Here is a 23,799-nt window from a genome sequence, read left to right as displayed (position 1 = left end):
CGGGCGGGGTCAGTGGTGGCGGTGGTCCTGGATCGTCATGCGGGGACCGAACGCGGGCTTCCGGAAACCGCTGCCGCCGATGAGCCGCACGACCCGCTCGCGGTGCCCACGCCATGGTTCGAGGAGCTCGAGCATGCCGTCGTCGTCGACCGGGCCACCGGTCAGCGCCCACCCGACGAGCGCCGGCACGTGGAAGTCGCCGACGCTCGGGGAGTCGGGGTCGCCGTGGGAGCGCTGCGCCGTCTCGGCAGCGGTCCACTTCCCGATCCCGGGGATCGACTGCAGCCGGGCGGCCACGACGGTGCCCCCGCGGCCGAGCGACAGCGTCCGTTCGAGCGCCGGGGCGACCTTCACCGCACGCATCACCGTCGCCGAGCGCCCGGGTTCGATGCCGGCCCGGTGCCACTCCCAGCTCGGGACCTTCGCCCACTCGGCGGCGGACGGCGGCACGATCATGCCGACGGGCGCGGGCCCCGGCGCGGGAGTGCCGTACTTGCGCAGCAGGTACCGCCACGCACCCCAGGCCTGCCGGGAGGTGACCTTCTGCTCCATGATCGCCGGCACGAGCATCGCGACGACCGTGTTCGTGCGACACAACCGCAGTCCCGGCTGCCGGTGCCGGGCGTCGGCGAGGAACGCGTGCGAGGACACGTCGAGGTCGGACCAGTCGTCCCCGCGTCCGACCAGGTCCGGACCGTGCTCGACCGCCCACTCCGCGCCGTCGCCCCACGCGGAGATCCCGATCGTGTCCCCGGCCTGCCGGATCACCACCGAGGCCGCCCCGTCCGGCGTACGGAGCGCGAGCCACACGTCGGGGCCGACCACCCGGAACGCCGGGTCGCCGGAGCCGCGTTGCAGGGGCCGGAGCGTCGCGGCCACGTGCACCGGGCCTCCTGGTCGGTAGACCGTGTCGAACCGTCGCACGCCGCCGGTCGGAGCCGGGTCGAGACGGGCGAGGCGCATGACAGGGATGGTAAGCGAAACCACCGTCGGCCAAGATGGGACCTGATCCACACACCCGACATCGGAGTCCCACCATGCGCATCGGCATCCTCACCTCCGGCGGCGACTGCCCCGGCCTCAACGCGGTCATCCGTGCGGCGGTCCTCAAGGGCATCGCTATCCACGGCCACGAGTTCGTGGGCTTCCGCGACGGCTGGCGCGGCGTCGTCGAGGCGGACATCGTGCCGCTCGGCCGCAAGGACATCCAGGGCATCGCGAAGCAGGGCGGCACCATCCTCGGGACGAGCCGCACGAACCCGTTCGAGGGCGAGAAGGGCGGCGTGGAGAACATCCAGGCGAACCTCGAGCGCCATGGCATCGACGCGATCATCGCGATCGGCGGCGAGGGCACCCTGGCGGCGGCGAAGCGGCTCACCGATGCCGGGCTGAAGATCGTCGGCGTCCCGAAGACCGTCGACAACGACCTCGGTGCCACCGACTACACGTTCGGGTTCGACACCGCCGTCGAGATCGCGACCGAGGCGATGGACCGCCTCCGCACCACCGGCGAGTCGCACTCCCGCTGCATGGTCGCCGAGGTCATGGGCCGGCACGTCGGCTGGATCGCACTGCACTCGGGCATGGCATCGGGCGCGCACGCCATCCTCATCCCGGAGCAGAAGACGAGCATGGAGCAGATCGCCGGGTGGGTGCAGTCCGCCTACGACCGCGGACGCGCGCCGCTCGTCGTCGTGGCCGAGGGGTTCGTGCCCGACCACGAGGACAACGCCCACTCGGAGCGCGGGCTCGACGCCTTCGGCCGTCCGCGGCTCGGGGGCATCGGCGAGCGCCTGGCACCGCTCATCGAGGAGATGACGGGCATCGAGACGCGCGCGACGACGCTCGGCCACATCCAGCGCGGCGGCACCCCGACCGCGTACGACCGGGTGCTCTCGACGCGCCTGGGACTGGCTGCGATCGACTCCGTGGTCGAGGAACGCTGGGGCCGGATGGTGGCGCTGCGCGGGACGGACATCGTGCACGTCTCGTTCGAGGACGCGCTGGGCGAGTTGAAGACCGTGCCGCAGTCGCGGTTCGACGAGGCCGCCATCCTGTTCGGCTGACGGTCCGGAGCCGGGAGGCTCGGGGTAGCGTTCGGCGCGTGACCCGCGCCGTCCTCGTCTCCAGTTCCAGTGCCCCCGCCGTCACGTCCGTGGACCTGTCGGACCCCGGTGAGGGCGAAGCCCTCGTCGACGTCTCGTACTCCAGCGTCAACTACAAGGACGGGCTCGCGCTGGCCGGAGACCCCGGCGTCGCCCGGATCGACCCGCTCGTACCGGGGATCGACGTGGTCGGGACGGTCTCCGCACTCGGCCCCGGGGTGCACGACGTGGCGATCGGCGACCGCGTGGTCCTGAACGGCGCCGGTGCCGGTGAGACGCGGCACGGCGGGTGGGCGACCCAGGCGGTCGTGCCGTCGGCGTCGCTCGTGGTGCTGCCGGACTCGGTGCCGGAGGACTTCGCCGCCGCGATCGGCACCGCGGGGTTCACGGCAGCGCTCAGCGTGCTGGCGCTCGCCCGTTTCGTCGACCCGTCGGACGGCCCGGTCCTCGTGACGGGGTCCTCCGGCGGCGTCGGCTCGGTCGCCATCCCCCTCCTCGCCGGGCGCGGGTACCGCGTGACCGCCTCGACGGGCCGGCCGGGCAACGCGGAGTCGCTCCGGGCGTTGGGTGCGACGGACGTCGTCGACCGCGGACCGCTCGGGGAGCGCGGCAAGCCGATGCAGAAGGCGGTGTGGGCCGGCGCGGTGGACAGCGTGGGCGGCGCGACGCTCGCGAACCTGCTCGCCTCGACCCGCTGGGGTGGCGCGGTGACGGCCTGCGGGCTGGCCCAGGACGTCCAGCTGCCGACGACGGTGCTGCCGTTCATCCTGCGCGGGGTGTCGCTGCTCGGCATCAACTCGGTGGACGCTCCGGGTGCGCTCCGGCGCGAGGCATGGGACCTGCTCGCCGCCGAACTCGACCCGGCCCTGCTCGCCTCCGTCACCCGCACGGTCGGACTCTCCGAGGCGATCGGGCTCGGGCCGTCGATCGTCGCCGGCCAGGTCCACGGGCGGACGATCGTCGATACATCGTACTGACGTTCTGCAATACTATTATTCTACAAGCGCTTGCATATTGACACGTTAGGATTGGAATTCCAAACGTCCGCAATGTGAGGAGCACCCGGATGCCGGTCCCGAAGTCCACCGTCGAGAACTCGCCCCGGAAGCTCCTGCGGGACGTCGTCTACGACAAGATGCTCGCGGCGCTCCGCGACGGCACGCTCCAGCACGGCGAACGCCTCAACGACGACGAGCTGGTGCAGTGGCTCGGGGTGAGCCGCACCCCGATCCGCGAGGCGATCGCGAAGCTCGTCGACATCGGGCTCGTCGAGATGGAAGCGAACCGGTACACCCGCGTCGCGACCCCGACGATCGACGATTGGGTGATCGCCACGCGCGCCATGGCCGGGTTCTTCGAACTCAGCTTGCGCTGGGGCGTTCCCGAGTACACCGACGCCGATGCCGCCGCGCTCGAGAAGCTCCTCGACCGCGCCGACAGCCTCCGGAAGGTCCGCGACTACGGGTTCAGCGGGGCCGTCACCGAGATCGTCGAGTTCGCGATCGCGCACTGCGGCAACCCGCTCGTGCAGGTCGCCGCCGACGGCGCCCTGGAGCGCGTGCGCTTCACGCTCAACCCGACGCCGGCGTTCGAGCAGTACGAGTCCGAGGCGTTCTTCTCCATCCTGCGTTCCGCGCTCGAGGACCGCGACGGCGAGACCGCGGCCGAGGCCGGGCGTGCACTCACGCGCAACTTCGAGCAGCACATCGAGTCGGTGCGAGCCGCGCGCGGCTGACCATGGACGGCGCGCGCTCGAGCGGTGACCGTCGTCCCGTGTTCGACGAGGCGTTCGTCACCGTGCTCGCCGGCATCCGGGACGGCACGCTCCGCGACGACACCGACTACGACGTGCTCGCGCTCTGTGATCGGTTCGCCGTGCACCCCGCGGTGCTCGAGGGCGCCCTGCAGCGGCTCGCGGACATCGGCCTGGCCCGCGTGCTGCCCGGCGACGTGGTGCGGTTCCCGCCGCTCGACCCGGTGGCGTGGGCCGAGGGCACCTGGTTGCTCGTCGGTGTCGTCGAGGTGGCGATGCGCGCCCTGGTGCCCGTCGCGACGGACGAGGACGTCGAGCGCTACGCCACCCTCGTGGCCGCTGCACGTCGCGCGGCTGCCGACCGTGGCGACGAGCTCGACACGACGGTGCTCGCGACGCTCGACTTCTGGGCGGGCACGGGCCCGGAGTCCTTCACGCCACGCCTCCTCGTGCGGTCGATGCAGCAGACCCGCTACGGCCTCGCCACCAGGCCCCCGTGGCGGAACCCGGACGTCGAGGCGTGGCTGGCCTCCTCGTTGCAGGCGCTCCGCCTCCGGGACGTCCGGAGCGCCGAACGCGCCGCGCACGTGTTCGCACGGCTGTGGAGCCGCTACCTGGCGGAGAGCGCGCGAGAAATCGGCCGGGAACCCGACACCCTGGTCCACCCGGCGGGCGGAGCATCGGAGACCCTCTACTGGGCCGACTGGCGGGCGGACGACGACTGGTTCGAGCTCCTCGGCTCCGTGCGCGACGGGTCGCTCGAGCCCGGGCGCTCGTACGCGTTCCGGGACCTCACCGCACGGTTCCGGGTCCCCCTGCAGCGCCTGTTGCCGATGATCCGGCGGCTCGAGGTGATGGGGCTGGTCGCCGCCGGTCCCGACCGCGACGACAGCGTCCTGGTGACGACGCCGACGGTCGACGACTGGGCGCAGACGATCGGGCTGCTGCTCGGCCTGCAGGAGATGTGTGCACGGAGCTGCATCGCGGACCTGACCGACGCGGACGTCGCCGAGCTGGACGCCCTGGTCGCTCGGGTCCGGCGTGAGGCCAGGGTCCGGGACTTCGCGTACACGGCCACGCTGCTCGAGATCGCCAGGTTCTTCGCGCTCCGCACCCCGAACCGCGCCATGCGGCAGACGACGAGCGTCGTGATCTCGCGGTTGGCGTACATCCTGCCGGAGCCGCCGCCGTTCCGGCAGTGGGCGGTCGAGGACTTCCTCCAGCTGCTCGACCAGGCAGTCCACTCCCGTGACGCCGACACCGTGTCGGAGGCGTTTCACGCGCTCGGCACCCACTTCGACGCGCACGTCGCCGACGTCCGCACCCGGTACGGGACGATGGAGTCGTGAACGACGTCCTCATCAGTGCCGCCGGTGTCCGGGTGACCCGGTCCGGCCGAGACCTCCTGCACGACATCGACCTGACCGTCCGGCGCGGCGAGCACTGGGCCCTGCTCGGACCGAACGGCGCCGGCAAGTCGACGCTGCTCGCCGTCCTCGGGGCGACCGGGCACCCCACCGCCGGCACCGTCGAGGTCCTCGGTTCGCCGCTCGGCCGGGTCGACGTCCGAGCACTCCGCGAGCACATCGGGCACGTCGACCCGCGCCACCGCATGCTCTCCCCGCTGACCGTGTTCGAGACCGTCCTGACCGGGCTGACCGGGACGACGGACCTCATGATGCGGTGGGAGCCGACGGCGGACGAGGTCGCACGCGCCGAGGAGCACATCGCCTCGGTGGGACTCACGGCCCGTCGCGACTCCCGGTGGCCGGTCCTGTCGCAGGGTGAACGCGGGCGTGCGCTCATCGCCCGAGCACTGATGTCGGAGCCGGAGCTCCTGCTCCTCGACGAGCCCGCGACGGGGCTCGACGTCGCCGCGCGCGAGCACCTCCTGGAGACGATCGACGCCCTCCGCGGGCGACACCCCGACCTCGGCAGCGTGATGGTCACCCACCACCTCGAGGACCTGCCGGCGTCCACGTCCCACGCGATGCTGCTCCGCGACGGTGCCGCCGTCGCGCAGGGCACCGCCGACGAGGTGATCACGTCGTCCGCCGTGTCGCACGCGTTCGACTTCCCGCTCGCCATCGTGCGCGCGGAAGGGCGCTGGCACGCTCGGCGTTCGGCCTAGCCGGGACGCGGTGCTGTCCCCTGTCCCACCCTCGGTGGTCCGGTCGGTACGCGGTTCTGCGATGTGCCCTGTACGCCGTCACCGGTGCTCGGTGCTGGGCTGCGATGTACACGGCTTGCGCCTGGCGCTGCCCACGGCGCCGACAGAGGACCGGATCACCCGCCGGTCCATCGGGTCCGTACCCGCCCCGGTCCGCCTACCGACGCACCGCGTGCTCGTCGTGTCAGTCCGCCAGGGCGACCTCCCAGTTCGTGCGCTGGATCGTCGCGTCGAGCTCGCGGAGCTCCTTCGCGAGGCCGTCCGCACGTGACCGGAGCTCCGCCGTCGGCAGCGCGGCGAACGTGCGGAGCTCGCTGCGCATCTGCCGGTACGAGCCACCGCCGGTCGTCGCATCCGCTGCGCCGGTGACCAGCGCGTGCCGGAGCCGGAGGGCGTCACGGCGCGCCAGCAACGTGGTCACGGTCGTGCCGTCGGGGAGCACGGTGGCGGAGTTCGTCGCGTTGATGCGGGCGACGAGTGACTCCAGCGCGTCGATCGCCGACTCGGCTTCGACCAGGAGCGCGGCGGCGTCCTCGTCCGGCTCCTCGCCCTCCTGGTAGCGGGCGTTCCCCGCGATCCGGGCGCGGAGCTGCTCGATGCGCTTCTGCAGGTCGGCCCGCTCGATGAGCGCTTCGGCGAGTTGCATGCCGCCATCCAACCAGGCCGCCGAGTGACGCGTCCGCCCGTGGAGAGCGCCTGTGGAGAGCGCTCCTGTCCACAGTTCCCCGGCTGCGCCCGCGGAGGATGAGTCCGGCTCCGTACGGTCACAACATGTTGTACATCATCCGCCACCGGACCGGTTCGTCGTCTACGCTTTCATTGCGGAACCGAGGTCGGAAGTGACCCCGATCTGGACCGACTCCGCCGACAAGCACGGCGTCTCCCGCGCCGACGCGTCCCACGCCATCGTCCACGCCACCTACGAACGACATCTCAGCACCCAGCCGGACGGCTGGACGGTCTGGGTGTTCATCGGCCCCGAGCGCTCGACGACCCGTCGCGAACTCGAGGTCCTCCTGAAGTTCCCACCACGACCCACCGCTCCGATGGTCGTGTTCCACGTGATGCCGCTCGGTCCGAAGTACCGACGGCTACGAGAGAGGTTCCCGAATGGCAATCGACGTCCACGCACTGCTCGCCGAGACCGAGTACCGCAGGTGGAGTGACGACGAGTACGAAGCCCTCAGTGACGCCATCGCAGACGGCACACTCGACCACGCCTGGGACGGCCCAGCGCAGGTCGGCGCCGAAGCCGCGGCAGCGGGTCGGGCACTCTTCCTCCGCGAGCTCGGCTCCGAAGAAGCACTCGCGGAGTACATCCGCGAGCTCGAGGACCGCCGAGCACAGCTGGCCAGCTGAGACCGACGGGCGCCGGGGTTCGCCCTGCCCCGGCGCCCGTCGTCCCGCTCGGACGAGCGGGACGACCGAGACGAGTGGGCCGAGCGGGCCGAGCGGGCCGAGCCCTCAGGGGGCCGTCGCCGCTGCAGCCGCCTTCGCCGCAGCGGGCAGCGCGTCGAGCACCCGCCCGACGGCACGGTCGTCGTGGGCAGCCGTGACGAACCACGCCTCGAACACACTCGGCGGCAGCGTCACACCGGCGTCGAGCATCGCGTGGAAGAACGGCGCGTACCGCCAGGCGTCCTGCGCCCGCACGTCGTCGTAGTTACGCGGAGCCTGCTCCGAGAACGCGAAGGAGAACAGGTTCCCGGCACGCTGGACGGTGTGCGCGACCCCCTCGGCCGACAGCGCCTCCGACGTCGCCGTCGAGATCACCGACGCCGTCCGGTTCAGCGACTCGTAGAGCGATGCCGTCGCCGCACGGAGCGTGGCGATCCCGGCGGCCACCGCGAGCGGGTTCCCGGAGAGCGTCCCTGCCTGGTAGACGGGGCCGAGCGGAGCGAGGAAGTCCATGACCTCGCGTCGACCACCGAGCGCGGCGAGGGGCATGCCGCCGCCGATGACCTTGCCGAACGTGATCAGGTCGGGCTTCCACCCGGCACCGTCGGGCACGACCTTCGACGCCTCGAGCCCCCACCACCCGGCGGACCCGACGCGGAACCCGGTGAGGACCTCGTCGACGATGAGCAGCGCGCCATGGGACTGCACGATCTGCGCGAGCGCCCGGTTGAAGCCACGCTCCGGTGCGAGCACACCCATGTTCGCGGCGGCGGCTTCGACGATGACACCGGCGATGCGCTCGGAGTGCTCGTCGAACGCGCGGCGGACGGCGTCGAGGTCGTTGTACGGCAGCACGAGGGTCTGCGCCGCCGTCTCCGCGGTGATGCCGGCACTCCCGGGGAGCGCGAGCGTCGCGACGCCGGAGCCGGCTTCGGCCAGCAGGGAGTCGGAGTGGCCGTGGTAGTGCCCGGCGAACTTCACGAGCAGGTCCCGCCCGGTGTACCCGCGGGCGAGCCGGATCGCCGTCATCGTGGCCTCGGTCCCGGTGGACACGAGTCGGAGCTTCTCGATCGGGCCGTCACCATCGACGGAGACCCGCTGCTTCACGAGTTCGGCGAGCTCGGTCTCCCCGGGCGTCGACGCACCGAACGACAGCCCGCGTGCGGCGGCCTGCTGGACGGCCTCGACGGTACCCGGGTGTGCGTGTCCCAGGATCGCGGGCCCCCACGACGCGACCATGTCGACGTACTCGCGCCCCTCGGCGTCGGTGACGTACGGCCCCTTCGCGGACACCAGGAACCGCGGGGTGCCGCCGACGGAACCGTAGGCACGGACCGGCGAGTTCACGCCGCCGGGGATGCTCTTCTTCGCGCGGCCGAAGAGCTGGCCGTTCGTCATGGGAGAAGCTGCGGTCGTCATCAGATGCCTTCCTGGCGGAGCGTGCGGGCGATGTCGACCGCAAAGTAGGTCAGGATCGCGTCGGCGCCGGCGCGCTTGATGCCGACGAGCGACTCCATCGCGGCTGCGTCGCGGTCGATCCAGCCGTTCTGCGCCGCCGCGGTGATCATCGCGTACTCGCCGGAGATCTGGTACGCCCAGACCGGGACCGGCGACGTCGCAGCGGTCGACGCGAGGACGTCGAGGTAGCTCATCGCGGGCTTCACCATCACGATGTCGGCGCCTTCGTCCACGTCCAGTGCGACCTCGCGGAGTCCCTGGCGTCCGTTCGCGGCGTCGATCTGGTAGGTCCGCCGGTCACCGACGAGCGACGACGACACGGCCTCGCGGAAGGGACCGTAGAACGCCGACGCGTACTTCGCCGCGTAGGCGAGGAGTGCGGTGCCGGTGAACCCCGCGGCGTCGAGAGCATCACGTGCGGCGGCGATCTGGCCGTCCATCATGCCGCTCATGCAGACGAGCTCGGCGCCGGCCTCGGCCTGGGCGACCGCCATGTCGCGGTAGCGCAGCAGGGTCGCGTCGTTGTCGACGCTGCCGTCCGCCGCCAGGACACCGCAGTGCCCGTGGTCGGTGAACTCGTCGAGGCACAGGTCGGACTGCACGACGAGCGCGTCACCCACCTCTTCGCGCGCGACGCGGATCGCCACGTTGAGGATGCCGTCGGGGTCGGTCGCACCCGAACCGGTCGCGTCCTTCGAGACGGGCACGCCGAACAGGTTCACCCCACCGATCCCGGCGTCGGCGGCGTCGACGAGGGCCCGCCGGAACGAGTCGAGCGAGTGTTGTTCGACACCCGGCATGCTCGAGATCGGGACGGCGGCGGTCGCGCCCTCGCGGATGAACATCGGCAGCACGAGCTCGGAGGGGTGGAGACGGGTCTCGGCCACCAGACGACGCATCGCCGGGGTGGCGCGGAGTCGGCGGGGGCGGACCTGGGGGAAGCGGCCGGTCACGGGGTGCCTTCCTGTTCGGGGGCGTTCTGGTTCAGGGTCTCGACGACGGCGTCGAGCAGGGATTCTGCGGAGCGGGCCGGAGCCACGACGTGCACGCGCAATCCCGCGGCGCGGGCGTCGGCGGCGGTTCCGGGGCCGATGCACGCCACGAGCGTGCGGGGATCGAGCGGGGTCATCCGGCGGGCGATCTCGCGGGCGACGCTGCCGCTCGTCACGAGGACCGCATCCGGCACCGTGTCGAGGGAGACCGGCTCGTCGCCGGTCCCCACGGTACGGTACGCGACCACGTCGTCCACGTCGATGCCGCGAGCGCGCAGACCGCCGACGACGGTGGGCGCGGCGATGTCCGACCGCGGGAACAGCACGGTGCCGGACACGTCCGGGAACGCGTCGACGAGCCCGCGCGCCGACGCCTCCGCCGGGACGAGGTGGACGGCCCAGCCCACCTCGTGGGCGGCCCGCGCGGTGCGGTCGCCGACCGCCGCCACGCGGACCCCGGACGGGAGGACCGCCACGCGTCCGGCGAGGACGCGCACCGCCGTCGCACTGGTCACCACGATCCATTCGTAACCAGCCACGCTGGTTCCGTCACCGGCAGCGGGTGGCGATCCGAGCCTCCCGGCCGCCGTCTCCAACGGGACCGGATCCACGGGCGGTGCCGACGAGATCAGCGGGACGATCCGTGGGTCCAGCCCGCGCTCGCGCGCGGCCGCGGCGACACGGTCGCCCCAGCCGCCACCCCGCGGGATGACGACGACGGGCGCCGGGGTGTTCGTGGCTACTCCGACGACGTCGCGATGTCCGCCAGGTCGGCGGCACCGTTCTCGAGGAGCTCGGCCGCGACGCGGTCACCGACCTCGAGCGCGTCGGCGAGACGCTCCTGCGCCGAGCCGTCGAGGACGGCGGCGTGCGACGCGGTGCGGTACTCGGACCCGTCGGGTCGGTAGACCGTGGCCGAGACGAGCAGCATCTCGGCGTCGACGATGGCCGTCGCGCCGATCGGAGCGGAGCAGCCCGCCTCGAGCTTCTCGAGGACTCGACGCTCGGCCGAGACGGTCAGTCGCGTCGCCGCGTGCTCGATCTTGCGGAGCGCGGCCAGGAGGTTCCGGTCGGATTCGTCGGAACGGATCTCGACCGCGAGCGCCCCCTGCCCGGGAGCACTCGGCCAGAACCCGAGGTCGAGGAGCTCGGTCGCCTCGTTCAGTCGCTCGATGCGGCCGAGGCCGGCGGCGGCGAGCACCACGGCGTCGAGGTCGTCCTCGACGCGGCCCATGCGGGTGTCGATGTTGCCGCGGATGTCGACGACCTCGAGGTCCGGGCGCTTCGCCTTGAGCTGCGCGACGCGACGAGGCGAGCCCGTGCCGACCTTCGCACCCTCCGGCAGGGAGTCGAGCGTGGCGGCGTTGCGGGCGACCAGGACGTCACGGGCGTCGGCGCGCTTCGGCACCGCGCCGATCGTGAGCCCCGGGTACGGCGCCGTCGGCAGGTCCTTGAGCGAGTGCACGAGGACGTCGACCTCGTTCGCGACGAGGGCCTCGCGCAGGGCACTGGCGAACACGCCGGTGCCGCCGAGCGACGCCAGGGACGCGCGGTTCGTGTCCCCCTCGCTCGTGACCGTGACGAGTTCGACCGGACGACCTGACGCCTTCGACAGGCGGTCGGCGATGTCCTGCGACTGCGCGACCGCGAGCCGGCTGGCGCGGGTCCCGAGCCGGATGGGAGCGGGCGCGTCGGTCACGGTGCGAGCCCGGCCGCCGCCGGCTTGAACCCGGCACGCTCGTTCTCGCAGCACCCCGGACGGCAGACGTCGTACCAGGGGCCGATGTCCGTCATGTGCGGACGCTCCGCGGTCGGGGTGCCGTTGACGCGCTCGAGCACCAGGTCGACGAGCCCGGTGACGTACGCCGGGTCGACGCCGGGCGTCTGCGTCCGGATCGACCAGAAGCCGAGCTCCTGGGCGGTCTCGGTCGCCTCTTCGTCGAGGTCCCACATGACCTCCATGTGGTCGCTCACGAAGCCGAGCGGCACGATGAGCACCGCGCGGGTGGGGCCGCCCTTGAGCTCCTCGTTCATGTAGTCGTTGATGTCGGGCTCGAGCCACGGCTGCGTCGGCGGGCCGGAGCGCGACTGGTAGACGAGCTTCCACGCCGGCTTCGTCGTGCCCTGCAGGTGCGCGTGCTCCGGCTGCTCGAGCAGCTCCGCCCACGCCTGGTCGAGGACGACCTGCGCCACGGCCTCGTGCTGGGCGGCGTACGCACCGCCGTCGCCGAAGCCACGGAAGTCCGGACCGGACTTGGCGGCGTCGGTCGAGGGGATCGAGTGCGTCGAGAACAGGATCTGCAGCTCGCTCGCGACGTCGAGTCCGTCGTTCTCGGCGATCGCCTGCGCCATGCCGTCCCGCACACCGTCGACGAACGGCCGGACGAAGCCCGGGTGGTCGAAGAACTGCCGGACCTTGTCGACCTGGATCGTGTCGATCAGGCCGGTGGCGTCGAGCACGCGGGCGTAGTCCTCGCGGTACTGCCGGCAGCTCGAGAACGACGAGTAGGCGCTCGTGGCGATGGCGATGAGCTTGGTGTGGCCCTGCTCGGCCGCCTCGGTGAAGGCGTCCTCGAGGTACGGCTCCCAGTTGCGGTTGCCCCACAGGACCGGCATGTCGATCCCGCGCGCGGCGAGCTCGGCCTCGAGCGCGGCCTTCAGCGCCCGGTTCTGGGCGTTGATCGGGCTGACGCCGCCGAAGTGGCGGTAGTGGTGCGCGACCTCTTCGAGCCGCTCGTCCGGGATGCCCCGGCCACGCGTGACGTTGCGGAGGAACGGGATGACGTCGTCCTGGCCCTCCGGTCCGCCGAACCCGGCGAGCAGGATGGCGTCGTACGCCACCGGGGTCTCGACGTGCTCGGGGCCGTCCGCGGCGGCGGGGGTCGCGGCGATCACCAGCTGACCGTTCGTGATCTTCGACGTGTCGGTCATGACAGGACCTCCGGCAGCTCGGCGGTCGTCACCCGACGACCGGTGAAGAACGGGACCTCTTCGCGCACGTGCATGCGCGCCTCGGTGTAGCGCAGGTCGCGCATCAGGTCGACGAGGTCCACCAGGTCGGGGCTCTCGAGCGGCAGTATCCACTCGTAGTCGCTCAGGGCGAAGGTGGCGATGGTGTTCGTCAGGACACGGCGGTACTTCGCGCCGGCGATCCCGTGGTCGCGGAGCATCGTGCTGCGCTCTTCCTCGGGCAGGAGGTACCACTCGTAGGAGCGGACGAACGGGTACACCGTGATCCACGCCTCGGGGTCCTTGCCACGGAGGAACGCGGGGGTGTGCCGCTTGTTGAACTCGGCTTCGCGGTGCATCGCCATCACGTGCCACACCGGTTCGGCGTCCTGGAACAGCCCGGTCCGGCGGATCTCGCGCAGCACGGCCTGGATCGCCTGCGCGTCGTCGCCGTGCAGCCAGACCATGACGTCGGCGTCGGCACGGAAGCCGGAGACGTCGTAGAACCCACGGATGGTCACGCCGCGATCGGCGGCGGCGGCGATGACGGCGTCCAGCTCGGCGACCGCATCGGGGCCGACCGTGTGGATCGGACCGAGGGGGCGACGGAACACGGCCCACAACGCATACGCGGTGAGGAGGTTCGGGTCGATCCCGGTGGCGGGGTCGGTCTCGTGCGGTGTTGCGTCGTGCGGGGGCACGGTGGAACTCATGAGGTCCATTGTCCTATCGGTCGCAAGGTAATGGTTCGCCCGCTGCCGATCTCCCCCGCCCGACGGGCCGCCCGTCGAAGGGGTCTACCGCCGTCGGAGCACCGTGATGACGATACCCCCGACCACCGCCACGCCCGCTGCGAGCCCGGCCAGGTACGGGGGACGTTTTACGACCACACCGCGCTTCACCTTCGACGCAGCGATGCCGATCTGCTTCGGCACGTTGAGCTTGTCCTCGATCGCGTCGAGGGTGTCGAAGAGCTGGGCCCGGGTCTTGGCGACGTCGTCGGCGAGCTGGTCGTGGGGGTGCTGGTCGGTCACGGGTTCCTCCGGAGATGGTACGGGCGTCAGAACCGGCCGCCGACGTCCGGCTTGCGGGACGCGTGCTGGGTCTCGGGCGTGGGCTTCTTGCCCATGCCCTTCACCGCGTTGATGTCGTTCTTCACGCTGTCGATCGTGCGCTTCGGCGTGATCGGCAGCCCCTTCTTGAAGCGCTTCCAGCCGACGAGCCCGAGGATCGCGGCGACGACGAGCATCACGAAGGCGACGACCAGCGCCGCCAGCCACGCGGGCATCACCGTCGCGAGGCCCATCACGGCCGCCGTCAGCAGGACGCCGATCGCATAGAGCACGATGACGAGCGCCGCGATGAGCAGCCCCGCGGCGATGGCGAAGACCTTCGCCTTGCCGACGAGCTCGGCCTTGAGGAGCGCGATCTCACCCTTGACGAGGTTCTTGACGAGCTGTGGGACGTCCCCGACGAGACCGAACAGCGATCGCGGTTTCCGGTCACGGGTGTCGGTCATGAGGCCTGGGCGTCCTTCTTCTGGCCGACCTTGCGGACGACCTTCTTGGTCTGCTCACCGACGAACTCGGCCACGTCGGGCGTCTTGTCCGCGACGAACTCCTCGACGGTGTGGACGCCCTGCTGGACGCCGTTGCTGTTCCAGATCTTGCCGGTGACGGTCTTGATCTGCTCGTACCGCGCCCGTCCGGCTCGCGATCCCAGGACGTACCCGAGTGCTGCGCCGGCGACGAACAGGAGCCTGCCTCGCATGGTTCCTCCGTTTGAGTCAGTGTGCGGTGGTCATGCGCCGAACGGAATGTGTCGGCGTTCCACCAACAGTAGCCCTCGGGGGGTCGGCGGTCCGCTCAGGAACCGAGCAGACCCCGCACGGTCGACCGGGTCTCCCCCACGATCCCGGCCAGGCCACGGCCCCGCGACACCTCACCGATCGCGACGACGCCGTCGGCGAGACCGGAGGGGCTGGTGTCCGGTCCGTGCCAGCGGACGCGCGCCGCCCCGACGACGTTCCCCGCGTCGACGGGGACGCCCAGCAAGGCGGTCGCGTCCGTGGTCGCACGGACGCCCGTCGCGTCCGCCGGGTCGACCGGGAGGCTCGTGGCCACGTCGTCCGCGCCGCCTGCGGTGGTCCGGTAGCTGAGTCGGAGGACGTGGCGTCCGTCCGCCGCGTCGGCCAGCCACGGCCACTTGGCCGTGGCGTGCGTGATCGCCTTCGCCCGGACCCCGGTGGCGTCCGGGTGCACGAGCATCCCGGTGCCGCGCGGCGCGGCGTCGAGGGCGGGCTGGTCGACGACCAGGGTGACGAGCTCGATGCCCGTCCGCTCCGGTGCGGCAGCGCGGTGGGGATCGGGAACAGCGGCGAGGACGTGGTCGGCGACGAGCCGCTCGGCGGTGCCGTCGGCGTGCAGGAGCTCGACCGCAGCGCGCTCGATCGCGGTCGCACGGGTGTGCAGCCGGACGTCGACCCGGTAGGTCTCCATGTCGCGGACGAGCTCGTCGACGATCCGGACGATCCCGCCCCGGATCCCCTGCACCGCGGAGCCGGCGGTCGCCCGCTCCCGGAGTGACAGCACGGCGCGGGCGAGGGACCCCTCGCGCTGCAGGGCTGCTCGGAGTCCCGGTGCGACGCGGTCGGGATCGAGGTCGTCCGGGTGCGTGGAGTGGACACCGGCGACGATCGGGACGACGAGGTCGTCGAGGACCGTCGCCCCCATCCGCTTCCGGACGAGCTCGCCGAGCGACCCGGCTCGCGCACCGACGGGCGACGGGATGAGGGAGTCGAGCTGGGCCCGGAACGCGGCGCCCTGGCCGACCACGGCGATCACGTCCGCGGCCATGGGGCTGCCGGGGATGCCGAGGAGCCCCGTCGCGGGGATCGGCGCGACCCGGCCGGCGCGCGTCATGAGCCATGCGCCGCGGGGGTCGGGCGCGACGACGTCGTTGCCGAGGCCGAGTTCGATCGCGAGCGCGGAAACGGCGTCGGTGCGGGTCGCGAACGAGTCCGCCGCCATGTCGAGGTCGATTCCCGCGACGGTGTGCCGGCGGACCATGCCGCCGAGCGAGCCGGAGGCCTCGACGAGCACCACGTGCACGCCCGTCTTGGCGAGGTCACGGGCGGCGACGAGCCCGGCGACGCCGCCGCCGACGACGATCGCGTCCGTCACGCGGGGCTCCCGGCGACGTCGGTCCCGTCCCCGAGCGTGTGCACGAGCTCGACCAGGCGGGTCAGCACGGTCGGGTCCGTCTCCGGCGGGACACCGTGCCCGAGGTTCACGACGTGGGCGCGTGCAGCACCACCGCGACGGACCACGTCGCGCACGTGCGCCTCGAGCACCTCCCACGGCGCGTTGAGCATCGCCGGGTCGACGTTGCCCTGCACGGTGACGCCGTTACCGACGCGGGCGACGGCCTCGTCCAGCGGGAGCCGCCAGTCCACGCCCACCGCGTCCACCTGGACCGCGTCGGTGCCGAGGGTCGTCATGTCCCGCAGGACCTCACCGCTGCCGACACCGAAGTGGATGCGCGGGACGCCGAGGTCGGCCACGTGCGCGAGCGCCGCGGCGGAGTGCGGTGCGACGTGCTCGAGGTAGTCGGCGCGGGAGAGCGAGCCGACCCACGAGTCGAAGAGCTGTGCGGCCGATGCCCCGGCGAGCACCTGGGCGCGGAGGAACGTCCCCGACACCTCGGCCGCCCAGGCGAGCAGGCGCGACCAGGTCTCCGGCTCGGCGTGCATGAGCGTGCGGGCGCGGATGTGGTCCTTCGACGGGCCGCCCTCGACCAGGTACGCCGCGAGGGTGAACGGGGCACCGGCGAACCCGATGAGCGGCGTGCTCCCGAGTTCGGCGACGGTGCGCTGGACGGCCTCGGCGATGGGAGCGAGCGCGGCCGGGTCGAGCGACTCGAGCGCGTCGACGTCGGCAGCGGTGCGGATCGGGGAACCGAGGACCGGGCCGCGACCCGGGACGATCTCGACGTCCACGCCCGCGAGCTTGATCGGCACGACGATGTCGCTGAAGAAGATGCCAGCGTCCACCCCGTGCCGACGGACGGGCTGCAGCGTGATCTCGGACGCCATCGCCGGATCGAGGCACGCGTCGAGCATCGCCGTCCCGACGCGGAGCTCCCGGTACTCCGGCAGCGAACGCCCGGCCTGGCGCATGAACCACACCGGCAGCGTCTCGGGTCGGTCCCCGCGGAGCGCCCTGACCAGCGGGGATCCGGCGGTGCGACCGTCGGCGAGCGGGTGCGTTGCGGGCAGTGCGGCTGTGGATGCGTCGGTCACCGCACGATTCTCCCATCGAGCGCGGTACCATGGAGTACGTGCTCATCTGTCTCACGGCGTCGCATCGCAACGCCAGCTTCGATCTCCTGGAGCGACTGAGCATCGGCGCCCCCGCGGCCGCCTCCCGACTGGTCACCGACTCGGACGTCCTCGACGGCGCCGTGGTCCTCGCGACCTGCAACCGCTTCGAGGCCTACCTCGACATCGCCGGCGACAGCGACTCCGCCGTGGCCGCCACGGTCGAGGCCGTCGCCAGCGCCAGCGGACTGGCCGGCGCCGAGGTCCTCGACTCCGTCTCCGTGCTCGGCGGCAAGGACGTCGTCCAGCACCTCTTCGCCGTCTCGAGCGGCCTCGAGTCCGTGGTCATCGGCGAGACCGAGATCTCCGGACAGGTCCGCCGCTCGCTCGAGGACGCACGCGCCAACGGCACCACGACCTCCGACCTCGAGCGGCTCTTCCAGGAAGCCGCGCACACCTCCCGCGGCGTCAAGACCCGCACCCGCATCGGGGCGGCCGGTCGCTCGCTCGTGCGCCTCGGCCTCGAACTCGCGTCGTCCCGCGTGACCGACTGGGCGCAGACGAACGTGCTCCTCGTCGGGACGGGCAGCTACGCGGCCACGACGATCGCAGCACTGCGCGACCGCGGTGCCGAGCGCATCCAGGTGTACTCGCCGTCCGGCCGCGCCCCGTGGTTCGCCGCGAAGCACGACCTCGTCGCCGCCCACGACCTGCGCCGGGCGATCGCCACGAGCGACGTCGTCATCACGTGCACCTCGAGCGAGGTCCCCGTGATCGATCCGGCCGACCTCGACGACGGGGTCCGCCGCATCGTCATCGACCTCGGGCTCCCCCGCAACGTCGACCCGGACGCCACGCACGTCGACGGCGTCGAGCTGCTCGACCTCGAGACGATCAGCATCCACGCGCCCATCTCCGAGCTGAACGCCGAGTCGGAAGCCCGGGCGATGGTCGACGACGCCGTGTCCCGCTTCCGCGCGCAGGCGCTCGAGCAGTCGACGACCCCGGCGCTCGTGGCGTTCCGGAAGCACGTCTTCGACATCCTCGACGACGAGATCGACCGCGCCAACCGGCGCGGGGACAGCACGCCCGAGTCGGCGGAGCACACCGAGCGGGCGCTCCGGCACCTCGTCGGCGTCCTGCTGCACCGCCCGTCGGTCCGCGCGCGCGAGCTGGGTCGCGCCGGACGCGGCGAGGAGTTCGTCGGTGCGCTCGAGGCCCTCTACGGCGTGCGACCAGAACCCGAGGCGGAACTGGACGTCCCCACCCCCGTCGTGCCGCTGGCGGACCGGACCGCCCCGGTTCGCGAGGACGAGGCGGACGCGAGCTGAGCCTCCCGCCCGTCCTGCGCGTCAGCGCGCTGCTGCTGGTCCGTGACCGGCGCGTGCTCATGGTGCGGGCGCGACAGCGCGACGTGCTCTACCTGCCGGGCGGCAAGGCCGAGGCGCACGAGACCGACGTCGAGGCCGTGGTCCGGGAATCGCTCGAGGAGACCGGTCTGCGGCTCACCGCCGCCGACGTGGACGAGTTCGCCGTGGTCACCGAGCCGGCACACGGCCAGGCTCCGGGGACGATGGTCGCGATGACCCTCTTCCTGGTCCGGCCGGGAGGCCCGCTGGACTCGGCCACGCCCGTCGCCTCGGCAGAGGTGGACGAGGTCGAGTGGGTCACCTCCGCGGACGCGGACCGGTGCCCGCCAGCGGGCGTCGAGACGATCCGCCTGCTCGCGCAGGCGGACCTCATCGACTAGCGCTCAGCCGTTCTCGGTGTCGTCGGTGCCGCTGCCGGTGTCGACGTAGTGCCCGACCGCACCGGACGGACGCGGCTCGCCCTCGCCGGGGATGTCCGACTCGACGTACTCGCCGTCGGTGCCCGTCGTCGTGGGGACGTCCTCGCCGGGGATGTCGCTCGCGACGAACTCGCCGACCGGCTCGTTCGTCCTGGGCTGTTCCTCGCCGGGGATCTCGCTGTCGACGAACGCCCCCGCAACCGGCTCGACGCCGTCCGCGCGGTCTCCGTCGCCTCGGATCTGTTCGTGCTTGCCTGCCATGGTCCGTCCTCCGGGTCCTGTGCACGGCAACGGTGCCGTACGGCGCGAGTGTGCTCGCGGTCCCTGAGTGGATACCGGGACGCATCGTGTCCGGCGGTGATTACCTGCCGTCATGCAGTCCAGCAAGGGAACCGTGATCATGCTCGGGGCGATGGGCATCCTGACGATGGGGGCCCTCGCCGGGTGCGCGTCCGGCGGGAGCGACACCGCGACGGCCACCGCCACCGCGACGAAGACCGTCACCGCGACGCCGACCCCGTCGACCTCGCCTGCGCCGTCGACCTCCGCGTCGGCCGGCGATGGCGGCGGATCGTCGAGCGGTGGGTCGTCGGCGGGCAGTTCGGGGCAGTGCGTGGCCGGCGACCTCTCCGCGTCGATCCAGCCCGGCAGCGGGGGTGCGGCGGGGAGCGTCGTCGTGCACCTCGCCCTGCAGAACACCGGATCCGCGAGCTGCACGCTGCAGGGGTGGCCGGGCGTCTCCTTCGTCGGCGGGGGCAACGGCACGCAGATCGGGGCCGCTGCCGATCAGGACAAGGGCTCGCCGCACCCGACGGTGACCCTCGCACCCGGACACACCGCCGTCGCACCGCTGAAGATCGGGCAGGCTGCCAACTACTCGAACGCCGCGTGCTCGCCACGGACGCCCGACGGGTTCCGCGTCTACCCGCCTGGGTCGAAGGCCTCGCTCTTCATCGCGGACACGGACTACACCGCCTGCGACGATGCTCAGGCCCCGCTCCTGTCCGTCCAGGCATTCGTCCCCGAGGGACAGGCGACTTCCTGACCCCTGGTGTGAAGATGTCCTCGTGAGCACGACGTCCCCCAACGGGTTCCGCCGCGAGCGGTTCACGAGCGACGACGGCAGCGGCTACACGGCGATCTTCACCTCCGAGTACGGCGGATCCGGATTCGCCTCGGACACCGCGGTGGCACCGGGGACCCGGTACGAGTACTCGGTCATCGGCGACGACGACCTCTCCCTGCGCACGATGGACGCCTCCGGCGGGCGTCGCGGCGGGGTGATCGGTCCGCGGAACGACCACGTCGTGTTCTGGCTGACGCGTGGGCGCCTCGAGATGCACTTCGCGGACCGCACCCGTGTCGTGCTCCCCGGCGCCCCCTACATCGCCTCGGCGTCGGAGGCGTACCGCTTCGAGTCGGAGGACACGCTCTACAACGGTGTCCACATCGCCGACCGGTTCCTCCGCTCGGTCGGCCACGAGCTCGGCTTCCTGCTGCCGGACGGCCCGCTGCTCTTCGACCAGCAAGACGACGTCGTCGCACGCCGGGAGCCCCTCCGTCGCCTGATCCGCGAGCTCGGGCCGGCGCTCCTCGACGACCGGGTCCGGGGACCGATGCGGACCGCGCTCAACCGGAGGCTCGCCGTCGTCGTCCTCGACACGTTCCCGCTCCGCGACCGCGGCGACGACGTCCCCCTGGCGAGTCGACTGCGCGACGCGCTCCGCTTCATCGAGGAACACGCCCGCGAACGGCCGGCCGTCGGGACGATCGCGGACGCCGCGGGCCTCCGCGAACGCGGGCTCCAGGACGTCTTCCTGCGGACGCTGGGGGTGACGCCGAGTCGCTTCCTCCGGGACCAACGCCTCGACGGGGTGCGGAGCGAACTCCTGCGGACGGCCGACCCCGGGTGCGTCACGGAGATCGCGCAGGCATGGGGCTTCACGAACGGCGGGCGGTTCGCTGCTGCCTACCGCGACCGGTTCGAGGAGTCCCCCGGTGCCACCGTCCGGGCGGTCCACGCCGCCGCCCCCGGCTCGGAGACACCGTCCCCGCGACTGCGACGTGCACTCGCCTTCATCGACGCCCACGCCGCGGAACCGCTCACGGTCGCCGGCATCGCCCGCGCGGTGGGGCTCCAGCCGCGACGGCTGCAACAGCTCTTCGAACGCGAGCTCGGGACGACGCCCATGGCCCGCGTCCGCGCGGTCCGGGCCGTGTCCGACCGCAGCGTCGGGAAGCGCACGCCGACGGACGAAATCCACGTCGATCCCTGAGCCGTCGATGTGCCGGGGGACAAGTCCGTCCCCCGGTCGACCGCTGTCTGACACTTCCCTGGGAAGCAGTGATCCCGTGTGACTTCTGTCGAGGTCAGCCCGTCTCATCCGTGAACAGCAACCGCTGGGATCACCTGGCGGGACTCACGGAAGGAAACAACCATGGCAGACACGACCACCACCCCGGGCACCGCAGCAGCGACCACCGCCGCACGGACGGCTCCGGCGACGTCGGGCACCACGACGGGCAAGACCGTCATCGACGACACCGTCGTCTCGAAGGTCGCCGGCATCGCCGCCCGTGAGGTGAACGGCGTCCACTCGCTCGGCAGCGGCGCAGCCCGCGCCATCGGCGCCATCCGCGACGCCATCGGCCAGCGTGACCTCGGTCAGGGCGTCAAGGTCGAGGTCGGCGAGAAGCAGGTCGCGGCCGACATCGTGATCGTCGCCGAGTACCCGGTGCCGCTGCAGCAGGTCGCCGAGGGCGTCCGCTCCTCGGTCAGCCGTGCGCTCGAGCAGATCGTCGGCATGGAGGTCACCGAGATCAACGTGACCGTGCAGGACGTCTTCATCCCGGGCGACGACGACGACGATGACGAGAAGAAGGAAGCGCGAGTCGCATGAGCACCACCATCACCGGCGCCCTGATCGGCGCCATCCTGGCAGTCGTCGCACTGCAGTTCGGCTTCTGGGGCTTCGTCCTCGTCGTCGTGTTCGCCCTCGTCGGCGCCCTCGTGGCCGCCCTCGTGTCCGGACGCATCGACCGCGGTGCCCTGACCGACGTGCTGACCGGGCGCCGGAGCTCCCGGTGACCGGCGGCCCGGAGGTCGCGGGCCGCGTCGAGATCACGGCGCGGGCCCTGACCTCGTGCGCGCGCGCCGTCGCAGCCGAGCACCTCGGTGCCCCGGCGAAGCGGGTCCACGTCGGACTCGGAGACCACCAAGGGTCGCTCGCCCTCGACATCACGGGACCGATCGCCGCGGCCGACGACCTCGTCGGCCGCGCGACGGCCGCCGCAGCCGAGGTCCGTGACCGGGTCAGCGCCCTCACCGGGCGCCGAGTCGGCAGTGCCCACATCGAACTGACCGGGATCGTGCGTGAGCGCGAGACCCGCGTCGCCTAGGAGATCGTCATGAGCAGCAGTCCCGTCGGCGGCAACGCCGTCGAACGACGCATCCGTCGCCGGAGCGTGCACCGCTCCCGGTCGACCGCGGTGTCCGTCGCGCTCGTGGTGCTCGTCCTCGTCGCGGCCTGGATCGGCACCGAATCGGTCCTCCGAGCGGTCGGTGCGGCACCACTCCTCGCCGACCCGCAGACGGTCGTCGACACAGCACTCCGCCCCGATGCGGCGTTCGTCACGATCGCCGAGGTGATCGCGGTCGTCCTCGTCGTGCTCGGCGTCGTGCTCGTCGTCCTGGCGCTCAAGCCCGGTCGGCAGCACCGTTCGCCGGTGCCCCACGACCGGGGAGCCGTCGTCATCGACACCCGCATCATCGCCGCCACCGCGGCCAACGCCGCCGGATCGGCAGCAGGGGTCCCCGAGGGCAACGCATCGGCGAGCTCCCGCGGCAACCGCACCGACGTCAGGGTCGTCCCGGTCTCGGGCGTCCCCGTCGACGAAGCCGCCGTCCGTGCAGCGGTCACCGAACGACTCAGCCGACTCGACGAACGCTTCGGCCGACGCGTGAAGGTCACACTCGCAGAACGAGGGACGCTGTCATGACGAAGAGCAACCGCACCCTGAACCGCATCATCCTGTTCGTCCTCGGCCTCGTGGCGATCGTCGTCGGCATCACCATCGGCGCCGGTGTCCTGCCGGCCGTCCGCGATGCCGTCGCCCCGTACGTCTCGATCCCGCGCAGCCTCGACGTCCCCGCGGCGTCGCTGTGGATCGTCGCCGTGGCCTGCGCCGTCGTCATCGTCCTCGCCCTCGTGTGGGTGTTCACCCGCGGCGGCGGCGGGACCTCCGTCGCCGTCCGCGAACGCTCCGGCGACGATGCCGTCACGATCAACGTGGCCCTCGTCCGCGACGTCGTGGACCACGAACTCAAGGGCGTCCGTGACGTCGTCGGCTCGAAGGTCGACGTCTTCCAGGTGCGCCGGCAGCGCGCGGCCCGGATCCGGGTCGCCGTGCGACGCGGCGGCGACGCCGTCGCCGTGCTCGACGCCGTCGACCGTGCCGTCGAGGTCCTCGACCGCACACTCGGCCGCTCCGTCCCGGTGCTCGTGCACCTGACCGGCGGCACCCGTTCGGCGCTCGCGAAGGCGACCACCAGGGTCAGCTGAGGCCGACCGCCGGACGTACCACGGGCCTCCCGGCCCACTCCCACCAGCGCAACGGGCGCTCCCGCCCCACCGAAGGAAGGAACCCTCATGGGTCTCGACGACAAGATCAAGAACGCCGCCCAGGACATCGCCGGCAAGGCGAAGGAAGCCCTCGGCAACGCGACCGACGACGACTCCAAGGTCGCCGAGGGCAAGAAGGACCAGGCCGCCGCGAGCGTCAAGCAGACGGGCGAGGACGTCAAGGACGTCTTCAAGAACTAGGCAGCTGCAGTGACGACGACGGGGCATCCGCCAGCGGGTGCCCC

Annotated in this window: 30 protein-coding genes; 16 read left to right on the top strand and 14 right to left on the bottom strand. The window is 72.0% G+C overall.

From position 1 onward, the window contains the following. Positions 1-9: 9 nt before the first annotated feature. Positions 10-963, bottom strand: coding sequence for a DNA-3-methyladenine glycosylase family protein (locus tag ACO0E1_RS12450; protein WP_422874476.1), 954 nt, complete (start codon positions 961-963; stop codon positions 10-12). A gap of 74 nt (positions 964-1,037) precedes the next feature. Here ACO0E1_RS12450 and ACO0E1_RS12445 point away from each other — a divergent pair, with 74 nt between their 5' ends. The 5 genes from ACO0E1_RS12445 to ACO0E1_RS12425 all read left to right on the top strand — a co-directional run bounded on the left by ACO0E1_RS12445 (position 1,038) and on the right by ACO0E1_RS12425 (position 5,989). Then, the gene (locus ACO0E1_RS12445) at positions 1,038-2,066 is read left to right on the top strand and encodes a 6-phosphofructokinase (RefSeq protein WP_422874475.1); all 1,029 of its coding nucleotides are present in this window, start codon (positions 1,038-1,040) and stop codon (positions 2,064-2,066) included. Between the two features lie 38 nt (positions 2,067-2,104). After that, the gene (locus ACO0E1_RS12440) at positions 2,105-3,082 is read left to right on the top strand and encodes an MDR family oxidoreductase (RefSeq protein ID WP_422874474.1); all 978 of its coding nucleotides are present in this window, start codon (positions 2,105-2,107) and stop codon (positions 3,080-3,082) included. A gap of 89 nt (positions 3,083-3,171) precedes the next feature. Then, positions 3,172-3,840 carry a GntR family transcriptional regulator gene (locus ACO0E1_RS12435; protein ID WP_422874473.1) on the top strand — a complete coding sequence of 223 codons (669 nt, stop codon included), beginning with the start codon at positions 3,172-3,174 and terminating at the stop codon, positions 3,838-3,840. A 2-nt stretch (positions 3,841-3,842) separates the two neighbouring features. Further along, the gene (locus tag ACO0E1_RS12430) at positions 3,843-5,207 is read left to right on the top strand and encodes an FCD domain-containing protein (RefSeq protein ID WP_422874472.1); all 1,365 of its coding nucleotides are present in this window, start codon (positions 3,843-3,845) and stop codon (positions 5,205-5,207) included. Continuing rightward, positions 5,204-5,989 (top strand): ABC transporter ATP-binding protein, encoded by a 786-nt coding sequence (locus tag ACO0E1_RS12425; RefSeq protein WP_422874471.1) that lies wholly within the window; start codon positions 5,204-5,206, stop codon positions 5,987-5,989. Before ACO0E1_RS12430 ends, ACO0E1_RS12425 begins: the two co-directional genes overlap by 4 nt. Positions 5,990-6,212: 223 nt before the next feature. Here the strand turns inward: ACO0E1_RS12425 and ACO0E1_RS12420 are convergent, their stop codons facing one another. After that, complete coding sequence (locus ACO0E1_RS12420) at positions 6,213-6,674, bottom strand: DIP1984 family protein (RefSeq protein WP_422874470.1); 462 nt, start codon at positions 6,672-6,674, stop codon at positions 6,213-6,215. Between the two features lie 464 nt (positions 6,675-7,138). On the opposite strand from ACO0E1_RS12420, the gene ACO0E1_RS12415 reads away from it, so the two are divergent. Continuing rightward, a complete protein-coding gene (locus tag ACO0E1_RS12415; RefSeq protein WP_422874469.1) occupies positions 7,139-7,387 on the top strand; it encodes a hypothetical protein in 249 nt (82 codons plus the stop codon). Between the two features lie 105 nt (positions 7,388-7,492). Here the strand turns inward: ACO0E1_RS12415 and hemL are convergent, their stop codons facing one another. From hemL to hemE, 11 genes are all read right to left on the bottom strand, one after another. Continuing rightward, positions 7,493-8,845: a glutamate-1-semialdehyde 2,1-aminomutase gene (gene hemL / locus ACO0E1_RS12410; RefSeq protein WP_422874468.1), complete on the bottom strand. Its 1,353-nt coding sequence runs from the start codon at positions 8,843-8,845 to the stop codon at positions 7,493-7,495. Continuing rightward, the gene (gene hemB / locus ACO0E1_RS12405) at positions 8,845-9,837 is read right to left on the bottom strand and encodes a porphobilinogen synthase (protein ID WP_422874467.1); all 993 of its coding nucleotides are present in this window, start codon (positions 9,835-9,837) and stop codon (positions 8,845-8,847) included. Before hemB ends, hemL begins: the two co-directional genes overlap by 1 nt. Further along, a complete protein-coding gene (locus tag ACO0E1_RS12400) occupies positions 9,834-10,586 on the bottom strand; it encodes a uroporphyrinogen-III synthase (RefSeq protein WP_422874709.1) in 753 nt (250 codons plus the stop codon). The genes hemB and ACO0E1_RS12400 overlap by 4 nt, the downstream gene beginning before the upstream one ends. A gap of 29 nt (positions 10,587-10,615) precedes the next feature. Next, entirely contained in the window at positions 10,616-11,575 is a 960-nt protein-coding gene (gene hemC / locus ACO0E1_RS12395; RefSeq protein ID WP_422874466.1) for a hydroxymethylbilane synthase, read from the bottom strand. Beyond that, on the bottom strand, positions 11,572-12,807 hold the full coding sequence (locus ACO0E1_RS12390; RefSeq protein WP_422874465.1) for a ferrochelatase: 1,236 nt from the start codon (positions 12,805-12,807) through the stop codon (positions 11,572-11,574). The genes hemC and ACO0E1_RS12390 overlap by 4 nt, the downstream gene beginning before the upstream one ends. Next, positions 12,804-13,538 carry a hydrogen peroxide-dependent heme synthase gene (gene hemQ / locus ACO0E1_RS12385; RefSeq protein WP_422874464.1) on the bottom strand — a complete coding sequence of 245 codons (735 nt, stop codon included), beginning with the start codon at positions 13,536-13,538 and terminating at the stop codon, positions 12,804-12,806. Before hemQ ends, ACO0E1_RS12390 begins: the two co-directional genes overlap by 4 nt. A gap of 84 nt (positions 13,539-13,622) precedes the next feature. After that, entirely contained in the window at positions 13,623-13,859 is a 237-nt protein-coding gene (locus ACO0E1_RS12380) for a DUF3618 domain-containing protein (protein ID WP_422874463.1), read from the bottom strand. Between the two features lie 26 nt (positions 13,860-13,885). After that, positions 13,886-14,344 (bottom strand): phage holin family protein, encoded by a 459-nt coding sequence (locus ACO0E1_RS12375; RefSeq protein WP_402727658.1) that lies wholly within the window; start codon positions 14,342-14,344, stop codon positions 13,886-13,888. Next, entirely contained in the window at positions 14,341-14,595 is a 255-nt protein-coding gene (locus ACO0E1_RS12370; RefSeq protein ID WP_281266412.1) for a hypothetical protein, read from the bottom strand. Before ACO0E1_RS12370 ends, ACO0E1_RS12375 begins: the two co-directional genes overlap by 4 nt. Before the next feature lie 95 nt (positions 14,596-14,690). Then, positions 14,691-16,007, bottom strand: coding sequence for a protoporphyrinogen/coproporphyrinogen oxidase (locus ACO0E1_RS12365; RefSeq protein WP_422874462.1), 1,317 nt, complete (start codon positions 16,005-16,007; stop codon positions 14,691-14,693). Next, positions 16,004-17,125 (bottom strand): uroporphyrinogen decarboxylase, encoded by a 1,122-nt coding sequence (hemE, locus tag ACO0E1_RS12360; RefSeq protein ID WP_422874461.1) that lies wholly within the window; start codon positions 17,123-17,125, stop codon positions 16,004-16,006. The genes ACO0E1_RS12365 and hemE overlap by 4 nt, the downstream gene beginning before the upstream one ends. A gap of 38 nt (positions 17,126-17,163) precedes the next feature. On the opposite strand from hemE, the gene ACO0E1_RS12355 reads away from it, so the two are divergent. After that, on the top strand, positions 17,164-18,474 hold the full coding sequence (locus ACO0E1_RS12355) for a glutamyl-tRNA reductase (protein WP_422874460.1): 1,311 nt from the start codon (positions 17,164-17,166) through the stop codon (positions 18,472-18,474). Further along, positions 18,471-18,893, top strand: coding sequence for an NUDIX hydrolase (locus ACO0E1_RS12350; RefSeq protein ID WP_422874708.1), 423 nt, complete (start codon positions 18,471-18,473; stop codon positions 18,891-18,893). Before ACO0E1_RS12355 ends, ACO0E1_RS12350 begins: the two co-directional genes overlap by 4 nt. Positions 18,894-18,896: 3 nt before the next feature. On the opposite strand, the gene ACO0E1_RS12345 is transcribed toward ACO0E1_RS12350, so the two are convergent. Beyond that, on the bottom strand, positions 18,897-19,193 hold the full coding sequence (locus ACO0E1_RS12345) for a hypothetical protein (RefSeq protein WP_422874459.1): 297 nt from the start codon (positions 19,191-19,193) through the stop codon (positions 18,897-18,899). 112 nt (positions 19,194-19,305) lie between these two features. On the opposite strand from ACO0E1_RS12345, the gene ACO0E1_RS12340 reads away from it, so the two are divergent. From ACO0E1_RS12340 to ACO0E1_RS12305, 8 genes are all read left to right on the top strand, one after another. Continuing rightward, entirely contained in the window at positions 19,306-19,977 is a 672-nt protein-coding gene (locus ACO0E1_RS12340; RefSeq protein WP_422874458.1) for a DUF4232 domain-containing protein, read from the top strand. Between the two features lie 22 nt (positions 19,978-19,999). After that, the gene (locus tag ACO0E1_RS12335) at positions 20,000-21,208 is read left to right on the top strand and encodes a helix-turn-helix domain-containing protein (RefSeq protein ID WP_422874457.1); all 1,209 of its coding nucleotides are present in this window, start codon (positions 20,000-20,002) and stop codon (positions 21,206-21,208) included. A 162-nt stretch (positions 21,209-21,370) separates the two neighbouring features. Next, positions 21,371-21,832, top strand: coding sequence for an Asp23/Gls24 family envelope stress response protein (locus tag ACO0E1_RS12330; protein WP_413600373.1), 462 nt, complete (start codon positions 21,371-21,373; stop codon positions 21,830-21,832). Beyond that, positions 21,829-22,020, top strand: a complete 192-nt coding sequence (locus ACO0E1_RS12325) for a DUF2273 domain-containing protein (protein WP_402727650.1) — start codon at positions 21,829-21,831, stop codon at positions 22,018-22,020. Before ACO0E1_RS12330 ends, ACO0E1_RS12325 begins: the two co-directional genes overlap by 4 nt. Then, on the top strand, positions 22,017-22,331 hold the full coding sequence (locus tag ACO0E1_RS12320) for a hypothetical protein (protein ID WP_281266403.1): 315 nt from the start codon (positions 22,017-22,019) through the stop codon (positions 22,329-22,331). The genes ACO0E1_RS12325 and ACO0E1_RS12320 overlap by 4 nt, the downstream gene beginning before the upstream one ends. Positions 22,332-22,340: 9 nt before the next feature. Beyond that, on the top strand, positions 22,341-22,931 hold the full coding sequence (locus tag ACO0E1_RS12315; protein WP_422874456.1) for a DUF6286 domain-containing protein: 591 nt from the start codon (positions 22,341-22,343) through the stop codon (positions 22,929-22,931). Next, complete coding sequence (locus ACO0E1_RS12310) at positions 22,928-23,494, top strand: hypothetical protein (RefSeq protein WP_422874455.1); 567 nt, start codon at positions 22,928-22,930, stop codon at positions 23,492-23,494. Before ACO0E1_RS12315 ends, ACO0E1_RS12310 begins: the two co-directional genes overlap by 4 nt. Before the next feature lie 87 nt (positions 23,495-23,581). After that, positions 23,582-23,755 carry a CsbD family protein gene (locus ACO0E1_RS12305; protein WP_422874454.1) on the top strand — a complete coding sequence of 58 codons (174 nt, stop codon included), beginning with the start codon at positions 23,582-23,584 and terminating at the stop codon, positions 23,753-23,755. The last annotated feature ends 44 nt before the right edge of the window (positions 23,756-23,799 follow it).

The sequence above is a fragment of the Curtobacterium guangdongense genome (genome assembly GCF_049341845.1).
Lineage (GTDB): Bacteria > Actinomycetota > Actinomycetes > Actinomycetales > Microbacteriaceae > Curtobacterium > Curtobacterium guangdongense.
This window is presented reverse-complemented; position numbering and strand designations above follow the sequence as displayed.

Coding starts and splice junctions, on each gene's coding strand:
- ACO0E1_RS12450 (WP_422874476.1), bottom strand. CDS start 963: ATGCGCCTCGCCCGTCTCGACCCGGCTCCGACCGGCGGCGTGCGACGG.
- ACO0E1_RS12445 (WP_422874475.1), top strand. CDS start 1,038: ATGCGCATCGGCATCCTCACCTCCGGCGGCGACTGCCCCGGCCTCAAC.
- ACO0E1_RS12435 (WP_422874473.1), top strand. CDS start 3,172: ATGCCGGTCCCGAAGTCCACCGTCGAGAACTCGCCCCGGAAGCTCCTG.
- ACO0E1_RS12430 (WP_422874472.1), top strand. CDS start 3,843: ATGGACGGCGCGCGCTCGAGCGGTGACCGTCGTCCCGTGTTCGACGAG.
- ACO0E1_RS12420 (WP_422874470.1), bottom strand. CDS start 6,674: ATGCAACTCGCCGAAGCGCTCATCGAGCGGGCCGACCTGCAGAAGCGC.
- ACO0E1_RS12415 (WP_422874469.1), top strand. CDS start 7,139: ATGGCAATCGACGTCCACGCACTGCTCGCCGAGACCGAGTACCGCAGG.
- hemL (WP_422874468.1), bottom strand. CDS start 8,845: ATGACGACCGCAGCTTCTCCCATGACGAACGGCCAGCTCTTCGGCCGC.
- ACO0E1_RS12390 (WP_422874465.1), bottom strand. CDS start 12,807: ATGACCGACACGTCGAAGATCACGAACGGTCAGCTGGTGATCGCCGCG.
- hemQ (WP_422874464.1), bottom strand. CDS start 13,538: ATGAGTTCCACCGTGCCCCCGCACGACGCAACACCGCACGAGACCGAC.
- ACO0E1_RS12375 (WP_402727658.1), bottom strand. CDS start 14,344: ATGACCGACACCCGTGACCGGAAACCGCGATCGCTGTTCGGTCTCGTC.
- ACO0E1_RS12370 (WP_281266412.1), bottom strand. CDS start 14,595: ATGCGAGGCAGGCTCCTGTTCGTCGCCGGCGCAGCACTCGGGTACGTC.
- ACO0E1_RS12345 (WP_422874459.1), bottom strand. CDS start 19,193: ATGGCAGGCAAGCACGAACAGATCCGAGGCGACGGAGACCGCGCGGAC.
- ACO0E1_RS12340 (WP_422874458.1), top strand. CDS start 19,306: ATGCAGTCCAGCAAGGGAACCGTGATCATGCTCGGGGCGATGGGCATC.
- ACO0E1_RS12330 (WP_413600373.1), top strand. CDS start 21,371: ATGGCAGACACGACCACCACCCCGGGCACCGCAGCAGCGACCACCGCC.
- ACO0E1_RS12325 (WP_402727650.1), top strand. CDS start 21,829: ATGAGCACCACCATCACCGGCGCCCTGATCGGCGCCATCCTGGCAGTC.
- ACO0E1_RS12315 (WP_422874456.1), top strand. CDS start 22,341: ATGAGCAGCAGTCCCGTCGGCGGCAACGCCGTCGAACGACGCATCCGT.
- ACO0E1_RS12310 (WP_422874455.1), top strand. CDS start 22,928: ATGACGAAGAGCAACCGCACCCTGAACCGCATCATCCTGTTCGTCCTC.
- ACO0E1_RS12305 (WP_422874454.1), top strand. CDS start 23,582: ATGGGTCTCGACGACAAGATCAAGAACGCCGCCCAGGACATCGCCGGC.